Genomic DNA, 2408 nt, shown 5'->3' with positions numbered 1-2408 from the left:
CGCGCCCTGGTCTCGGCCTGGGCGCGCAGCTGCGGGCTGGCCGCCGCCGGGCCGCGCCGCAGCAGATCGCGCGCATAGGCGCCGGCATCGCTCTCCAGCCCCGGCGGCGCGAAGCGCATATCCTGCGCGGCGGCGAGCGGCGCCAGCAGCAGGAGCGGCAGCAGAAGCGGCAGCAGCCGGGCCAGGCTCCGCGTCGCCCGGAGCAGGGCGGCGGAAGGGGGGCGGGAGGGGCGCATGGGCGAATCCTCGGTCAATCGCCGCGAAGCTAGGCTGGAACGTTTTCGCAGCCCACCGGCCTCCGCCCGCCACGGTGCCCTGGTGCCGCGCTTGTGACAGTGCGCAACACGCGCCGAATTCTGTGAAGCGGATGACGCTTTCTTCAGCCCGGCCGCCGGGGAGGCCGCGCTAGGCTGCCGCGCATGGACAGGCGCGCCCATCAGGCAGCGATCCGCTTCGGGCTTGGGCCCCGGCCGGATCAGCCCCTGCCTGACGACCCCATCGCCTGGCTGGACGCGCAGCTCGACGCGCCGGACCGGCCACCGCCGCCGCCCCAGGGCATGGAGCGGCCGCCGGAGATCGCGGATGGCTACCGGATCTGGCGCGAGCTGGACGCCGCCGGCCAGCCCGGCCCCGGCCAGCGCAACCCGATCGAGGAGAATTTCCAGGCCGAGGCGCGCGCCGCCCTGGCCTGGCGCATCGACACCGACGCGCCCTATCGCGAGCGGCTGGTCGAGTTCTGGGCGAACCACTTCACCGTCAGCAAGCGCGCCGGCTATCCGGTTTCCACCGTGCTCGGCCCCTATCTGCGGCAGGCGATCCGGCCGCATGTCACCGGCCGCTTCGCCGAGATGCTGCTGGCGGTGGAGCGGCACCCGGCGATGCTCGGCTATCTCGACCAGAACGCCTCGGTCGGGCCGAACAGCGCCTGGGGGCGGCGCAGCGGCCGCGGGCTGAACGAGAACCTGGCGCGGGAAATCCTGGAGCTGCACACCCTCTCCCCCGCCGCCGGCTACAGCCAGCAGGACGTCACCGAATTCGCCCGGCTGCTGACCGGCTGGGGCTATGAGCGCAACCGCGAGCCCTTCGGCACGCTGTTCCGCGCCGCCAACCACGAGCCGGGCGAGAAGCGCCTGCTGGGCCGCGCCTGGCCGGAAGGGCCGGAGGCGTCGGAAGCGGCGCTGCGCTTCCTGGCCGACCACCCGGCGACGCATCGCCACCTGGCGCTGAAGCTGGTGCGGCACTTCGTCGCCGACGACCCGCCGGCCGAGGCGGTGGCGCGCATCGAAAGCGTGCTGCGCGACACGGACGGCGACCTCAAGGCCGTCGCGCGCGCCTTGCCGCGGCTGGATTCGGCCTGGGCGGCGCCGCTGTCGAAGCTGCGCGCGCCGCAGGACTACGTCACCGCCGCCTTTCGCGCCTGCGGCGCCTCGGGCGACGCCATGGCGCGGCCGGCCTATGGCGCCGGCTTCACCCTGAACCAGCCCTGGTGCAGCGCGCCGCAGCCCAATGGCTGGCCCGACACCGCCGCCGCCTGGCTGGGGCCGGAGCCGGTGATGCAGCGCCTTGACTGGGCCTTCGACACCGCCGGCCGCTTCGCCCGGCTCGACCCCATGGCGGTGCTGGAGACCGCCCTCGGCCCGCTCGCCGGCGAGGAGACGCGGCAGGCGGTGCGCCGCGCCGGCTCGCCGCGCGAGGGGCTGGCCCTGTTATTCGCCAGCGCGGAGTTCCAGCGCCGATGAGCCACCTTCCCCAACTCGGCCGGCGCGGATTGCTGCTCGGCCTCGCCGCCCTGGCGGCGACCCGCCATGCGCGGCTGGCCGTCGCCGCCACCCCCGCCCCCGGATTGCCGGCGCCCGAGGCGCGGCTGGTCGTCGTGCTGCTGCGCGGCGCCATGGATGGCATGACCGCCCTCGCCCCCTATGGCGATGCGAACTACGCGGCGGCGCGCGGCGGCATCGCCCTGCCCGAGCCCGGGCAGGAAGGCGGGCTGCTGGATTGCGGCGGCTTCTTCGGCCTGCATCCGCGCCTCGCCGCGCTGCATGGCTTCTACCGCGAGGGGGCGTTGCTGCCGGTGCACGCGGTGGCCGGCCCCTATCGCAACCGCAGCCATTTCGAGGCGCAGGACATGCTGGAGAGCGGCGCGCCGGAGCGGCTGAGCTCCGGCTGGCTGAACCGCGCCCTGGCCGGGCTGCCGCCGCCGCGCGGGACGCAGCCGGATCTGGCGCTGGCGCTCGGCCTCGACCTGCCGCTGCTGATGCGCGGGCCGCGCCGTGTCGGCATGTGGGCGCCGCCGCGCCCCACCCGCCCGGCGCCGGACCTGTATCTGCGCATGGCCGACCTGCTGCACGCGGACCCGGAGATCGGCCCGGCCGTCGCCGACGGCTTGCGCGGCCGCGGCTATGCCGAGG

At 75.5% G+C, this 2408-nt stretch carries 3 protein-coding genes; 2 read left to right on the top strand and 1 reads right to left on the bottom strand.

Annotated elements, in window-relative coordinates; genetic code table 11:
- A partial coding sequence (locus tag HMPREF0731_RS25680) for a hypothetical protein (RefSeq protein WP_007005382.1) occupies positions 1-236 on the bottom strand: 236 nt, incomplete at its 3' end.
- A gap of 183 nt (positions 237-419) precedes the next feature.
- On the opposite strand from HMPREF0731_RS25680, the gene HMPREF0731_RS16840 reads away from it, so the two are divergent.
- On the top strand, positions 420-1739 hold the full coding sequence (locus HMPREF0731_RS16840; protein ID WP_007005381.1) for a DUF1800 domain-containing protein: 1320 nt from the start codon (positions 420-422) through the stop codon (positions 1737-1739).
- The coding region (locus tag HMPREF0731_RS25675) for a DUF1501 domain-containing protein (protein ID WP_007005380.1) at positions 1736-2408 on the top strand (673 nt) is incomplete at its 3' end. The genes HMPREF0731_RS16840 and HMPREF0731_RS25675, both read left to right, overlap by 4 nt.

Source organism: Pseudoroseomonas cervicalis ATCC 49957 (genome assembly GCF_000164635.1).
Classification (GTDB): Bacteria; Pseudomonadota; Alphaproteobacteria; order Acetobacterales; family Acetobacteraceae; genus Pseudoroseomonas; species Pseudoroseomonas cervicalis.
Note: the sequence above shows the minus strand (reverse complement) of the source record. Positions and strands in the feature narration are given on the sequence as shown.

Bases quoted from the DNA above. Each gene is read 5' to 3' on its own strand.
- HMPREF0731_RS16840 (WP_007005381.1), top strand. From the start codon at position 420: ATGGACAGGCGCGCCCATCAGGCAGCGATCCGCTTCGGGCTTGGGCCC.